Origin of the sequence: Mycolicibacterium arseniciresistens, from assembly GCF_030519285.1 — a bacterium.
GTDB lineage: Bacteria > Actinomycetota > Actinomycetes > Mycobacteriales > Mycobacteriaceae > Mycobacterium > Mycobacterium arseniciresistens.
Genome location: NZ_JAUMSQ010000321.1, coordinates 1 through 5,044 on the forward strand (window position 1 = coordinate 1; position 5,044 = coordinate 5,044).

Annotated in this window: 5 protein-coding genes and 2 pseudogenes; 3 read left to right on the forward strand and 4 right to left on the reverse strand. The window is 70.6% G+C overall.

Annotated elements, in window-relative coordinates; translation table 11 throughout:
• The 3 genes and pseudogenes from Q2100_RS27080 to Q2100_RS27090 all read left to right on the forward strand — a co-directional run.
• Positions 1 to 297: pseudogene (locus Q2100_RS27080) on the forward strand (glycosyltransferase); the annotation flags it as partial.
• Positions 298 to 317: 20 nt separating this feature from the next.
• Positions 318 to 959, forward strand: coding sequence for a TIGR04282 family arsenosugar biosynthesis glycosyltransferase (locus Q2100_RS27085; RefSeq protein WP_302916545.1), 642 nt, complete (start codon positions 318 to 320; stop codon positions 957 to 959).
• Between the two features lie 3 nt (positions 960 to 962).
• A complete protein-coding gene (locus Q2100_RS27090; RefSeq protein ID WP_264014770.1) occupies positions 963 to 1,592 on the forward strand; it encodes a methyltransferase domain-containing protein in 630 nt (209 codons plus the stop codon).
• Here Q2100_RS27090 and Q2100_RS27095 read toward each other — a convergent pair.
• From Q2100_RS27095 to Q2100_RS27110, 4 genes and pseudogenes are all read right to left on the reverse strand, one after another.
• Positions 1,573 to 2,061, reverse strand: a complete 489-nt coding sequence (locus tag Q2100_RS27095) for a hypothetical protein (protein ID WP_302916542.1) — start codon at positions 2,059 to 2,061, stop codon at positions 1,573 to 1,575. The genes Q2100_RS27090 and Q2100_RS27095 overlap by 20 nt on opposite strands.
• Position 2,062: 1 nt before the next feature.
• Entirely contained in the window at positions 2,063 to 3,325 is a 1,263-nt protein-coding gene (locus Q2100_RS27100; RefSeq protein WP_302916543.1) for a molybdopterin-dependent oxidoreductase, read from the reverse strand.
• Positions 3,326 to 3,395: 70 nt separating this feature from the next.
• Entirely contained in the window at positions 3,396 to 4,181 is a 786-nt protein-coding gene (locus tag Q2100_RS27105; protein ID WP_302916544.1) for an SDR family NAD(P)-dependent oxidoreductase, read from the reverse strand.
• Positions 4,182 to 4,229: 48 nt separating this feature from the next.
• Positions 4,230 to 5,044, reverse strand: a pseudogene (locus tag Q2100_RS27110) (hypothetical protein); the annotation flags it as partial.

Here is a 5,044-nt window from a genome sequence, read left to right on the forward strand (position 1 = left end):
CACGCCCGGCTGGGAACGGCGGCGGTGTGCTGGCGGCTGCGGCAGCGGCACGGGCTGGACGTGCACGACATCGCGCCGATGCGGGTCGCGCGCCGCGACGCCCTGCTGGCGCTGGGTGTCGTCGATCGGCGTTCCGGGTATCCGGTGGAACTGCTGGTCCGAGCTGCCGCTGCGGGTTGGCGAGTGACCGAATGCGACGTCTCCTACGGACCGCGCACCGGGGGCAGGTCCAAGGTCAGCGGCTCGCTGCGCGGCAGTGTGGTCGCCGGGCTCGACTTCTGGAAGAGGATCTCGTGATCCCGGTGACGCTGCTGGTGATGGCCAAGGCCCCGGTGCCCGGCCTGGCCAAGACGCGGCTGGCCCACACGATCGGCAACCATCTCGCTGCAGTCGTCGCCGCGGCGGCACTGCTCGACACGCTCGACGCGGTGTGCCTGGCCGGCGTGCGGTCACGGGTGGTCGCGCTGACCGGTGACCTCGACAGCGCCGCCTGCAGTGCCGAGATCAGGGAACGGCTGGCCGACTTCACGGTCATCGCGCAGCGCGGTGACACGTTCGCCGACCGGCTCGCCAACGCCCACGCGGATGCGGCCGCCGCAACGGACGGCGCCCCGGTGCTGCAGATCGGCATGGACACCCCGCAGGTCACCGGCGAGCTGCTGACCCGCTGCGCCGGCCGGCTGCTCGATGCCGAGGCGTTGTTGGGGATGGCCGTCGACGGCGGCTGGTGGGTGCTCGGCGTGCGATCGGCGGCGTCGGCCGACTGCCTGCGTCAGGTGCCGATGTCGCAGGCCGACACCGGCGCGCTCACCCGGCAGGCGCTACAGCACAAGGGACTGGAGGTCACGATGGTCGACGAACTCGCCGACGTCGACACCGCGGCGGACGTCGACGCGGTCCGGCGACGATGTCACCCCGGCGCGAGGTTCCCGTTCGCGACTGCGGCGGCGGGACTGTAGCCGATGCTGGGAAACCTCTACGACCGCGCCCTGGACGGCGAACGATGTTGGCTGAGAAGCGATGACGGAGACGTGCGGACCCTGCCGGTGCGCAGCTGGCTCGGCGGCAGGCATGCCGACCAGGCGTTCGACGAGGCGATCGTCGACCTGTGCGAGGGGCCGACGATCGACCTGGGTTGCGGGCCGGGGCGTCTGGTGGTCGACCTGATCAAGCGTGGGATCCCCGCTCTCGGTGTGGATCAGTCGGCGACGGCGGTGGAGCTGGCCCGCCGCAACGGCGCGCCTGCGCTGCGGCGCGACGTCTTCGGCGAACTGCCCGGTACGGGGCGCTGGCAGACGGCGCTGCTGGCCGACGGCAACGTCGGCCTCGGCGGCGATCCGCGGCGGGTGCTGCGCAGGGCGGCCGAGCTGCTGCGTCCCGACGGCCGCTGTGTGGTCGAGTTCGACGCGTTGGCAACGGGTGTGTGTGCGCGCATGGTGCGGCTCGAGTCGTCCGAGACGATCGGGCCGTGGTTCCGGTGGGCGTCGGTCGGCATCGACTGTGCGGCGGCGCTGGCCGACGAAGTGGGCCTGGCGTTGGCGTCGATCCATCCGGTCGGCCGTCGGGTGGTCGCTATTCTGGTGTCGCCGTAGAAGATCGGTGCGTGGTGGCCAGCCTGACCGCGTAGACGACGGCGCTCGCACCGAACATCGCGGCGGTGAGAAGCAGCCAGCGGCCGAGAAACGGTTCCTGTGTCTGTCCGGTGGCGGCGGTGTACGCGGGCCCGCCCTGGGCGATGATGCCGGGTAGGAACATCAGCAGGGTCAGGCCGGCGCCGAGCGCCGGGATGCGCAGGTGGTTCAGTACCGGAACGGGTACCGGGATGCGCCGTGTCAGCGTGAGCACGCGGTCGGCGAGCGCGTACAGCGGGAACAGCACCAGGTCGTGCAGGATCACCGCGGCGGCGAACCACACGGCGATCGACTGCCACCACACGTTCGGATTCCACAGCGCGCGCCAGCCGATCGTCGCGATCACCGCGCCGAAGAGCGTGAAACCGGCGATCAGCGTGAGCAGGTGCAGCGGATGCGAGCCGTACACCGCACGGAACCGGGCGACCATCTCAGCGCCTCACGAAGTCGATGCCGGACACCCACTTGGTGTTGTGCACACCCGGCAGCGCCGGCACGATGACCCGCGCGGGATAGCCGTGATCGAGCGACAGTTCGGCGCCGTTGACCCGCAGCGCCAGCAGCGCATCGGAGTGAGTGACCTGGTTGGCCTGCAGCGCAGCACGATTGAAAGCGCCCCGGCGTTCCACCGAGAACACCCTGGCCGACGCCGGGCTCGGCACGCCCGCCCGCTGCGCCAGGTCGCGCAGCCGCACGCCGGTCCAGGTCTCGGTGGTCGACCAGCCCTCGACGCAGGCGATGGGCAGCCGCGCGGTGTGCTGCGGCATCGCACGCAACGCCGCCAGGTCGAGGACGACGGGTGCGGGTCCGCCGCGGAGTGTGAGTCGCCAACCCGCGCCGGTGTTCTCGGCTGTGATGCGCGCGGCGGCCGCGGTGCGGTTGACCTGGAAGTCGTTGGGTCCGTCCCCGCGGCTGCGGCCGCGCGGCAGCAGCAGTGCCGCCTGACGGGTGACACCGCCGACGGTCTGGCCGGCCGTCAGCACGGCGACCAGCAGGGCGCCGCCGCCGACCAGGGCGAGCGCGCCGCGGCGGCTCATCGTCGGTGGCGCTGGGTCGATGGAGACCAGCCCGTCGGAGTCGAAGCGCTCCGGCCGGGTGTCGGCGCGGCTGGTGCGCAACACCTCGCGCATCGACATCGACCGAAGACCGGCCCGCATCCTGGGCAGCTTGATCGCGACGTGGACGACGAAGCCGGCGATGAACACCCAGGCGCCGAAGTAGTGGGCGGTGTAGAAGCTGAACCCGAAGATGTAGTCGTACTGGATGTTCAGCACGCCGGTGACGATCTCGAACAGGATGCCGCCGACCAGCATCAGCAACGAAATACGTTCCAGCAGTTGTGCGATCGAGCGGGCGGGGGGCCAGACGAACAGCTTCGGGATCACCGACCACAGCTTGGCGAGCACCACCGGCACGATGATCAGGCCGAGCCCGACGTGCAGGCCCTGGTTGAGGCGATAGAGCCAGGAGGGGTCGGTGGGCCAGTCGAAGGTCGGCAGCTTCAGCCATCCGACGTCGGCGGGTGCGGCCTGGCCGAACTGCGGCCCGTAGGCGATGTAGGACAGCAGGCCGGTCAGGGTGATGATCGGCAGCGCCGTCAGCAGGACGGCGCCCAGCGTCGACGTCAGCCAGAGCCCCCGCAGGGGACTGCGCCAGCGCGGGGGACGGTGGCCGCCTTCCGGCCGCTTCGCCATCGGTTCATTGTCGCCCACACGGCGGGTTCCGGCTCCGTCAACTGCCGCGTGTCACCGATCCGTCAGCCGCTCACCGGTTGATGGGAGCGGAGATCAGCCGGCTGCCCACGGCCTTCACCGTGTCGGGCAGCACCCGGCTGACAGTGCCCATGATCTTCGATGACACCCCGCCGCCGACCACCTTCTGGTCGCCGCGCATCAGCGCCTCGAAACCCTGGCGGGCGACCTGCGCGGGATCGTCCTTGCTCATCTTCCCGACGGGAGCGCCGTCGAGGTTGGCGCGGTGGAAGAAGTCGGTGTCGGTGGGGCCGGGCATCAGCGCGGTGATCGTGATGGAGGTGTCCCGCAACTCGTCGCGCAGCGCCTCGGCGAAGGACTGGATGAACGACTTCGACGCGTTGTACACGGTCTGGTAGGAGCCGGGCATCATCGACGCCACCGAGGAGGTGAACAGCACCTTGCCCTCCTCGCGATTCGCCATGTCCCGCAACACGAGTTTGGCCAGGTGCACGGTGGACCGGACGTTGAGGTCGATGATGCTCAGGTCGTCGGCGAGTTCGGTCTCGATGAACCTGCCGCCGCGGCCGATGCCGGCGTTGAGCGCCGCGGCCGACAGCACCCGGCCGCCTTCGATCGTGCTGTGGTAGACGTGCTCGACGCCGTCGGCGGTGCGCAGGTCCGCCTGCACGGCCTGGACGGCGGTGCCGAATTCGGCGAGCCGGCCCGGCACGTCGTTGATGCCGTCGTCCTCGGCGGTGACGACCAGGTCGTAGCCGTGCTGGGCGAATTGCTTCGCCAATTCGAATCCGATTCCGCTGGAGGCGCCGGTGATGAGCGCGGTGTTGGCTTCAGACATGTCGGTCGTCTACCCGGCCGCGATGCCGCCAAACTGCGGCGGGCCGAATCACCAATTGGTGAATATGAAGTGGTTCAACGCGAGTGCTCCGAGCACGTTGAGCGCGAGCCAGTACCGCTGCGCGCGTGGCGGCAGCAGCGCCCCGGCCGCGGTCAGCCAGATCGTGAACGGGAGCCAGATGCGTTCGGTCTCGGCCTTGCTCAACATGCTCAGGTCCGCGCAGACGATGGCGAGCAGTGCGCCGATGAGCACGATGTGCAGTCCGCAGCGACGGCGGATCGCCGCGATGTCGAAGACCCGGCCGATGCCGGCCACGCTGCCGAGGCCGATCGCGCAGATCACCGACGCGAAATTGGCCCAGCCCCAGTACTGGAACGGCCGCTCGACGGCGATACCCTGCCAATAGCGCTCCTGCACAAGGTGGTAACCGTCGAACCACCAGAAGCCGGCGATGGCGAACGCGCCGACCACGGCGAGCGCGGCGAGCACGGCAGGCACGAACGCGCGCAGGGCGCTGCGCCAGTCGGCCGCACAGACCAGCACCGCGACGGCGAGCAGCGCGATCAGCCCGAGGCCGTAGTTGAGGAAGATGCCCCAGCCCAGCAGCGTGCCTGCGGCTAGTGCGGCCACCTCCGGCCACCGCACGGTGCGGCGGACGGCCAGCGCCAGCAGCGCGAGGCCCCAGGCCGCCACCCCGGCGAAGTAGCCGTCGGCGGACACCGCGATCCAGATCGCCGTCGGGGCGACCGCCACGAACGGCGCCGCCAGCCGCGCGGTGTGCTCGTCGGTGAGCGCGCGGACGGCCACGATGATCGCCGCCGCCGCACTCGAGCCGACCAGCACGCACCACACCCCGGCCCAGC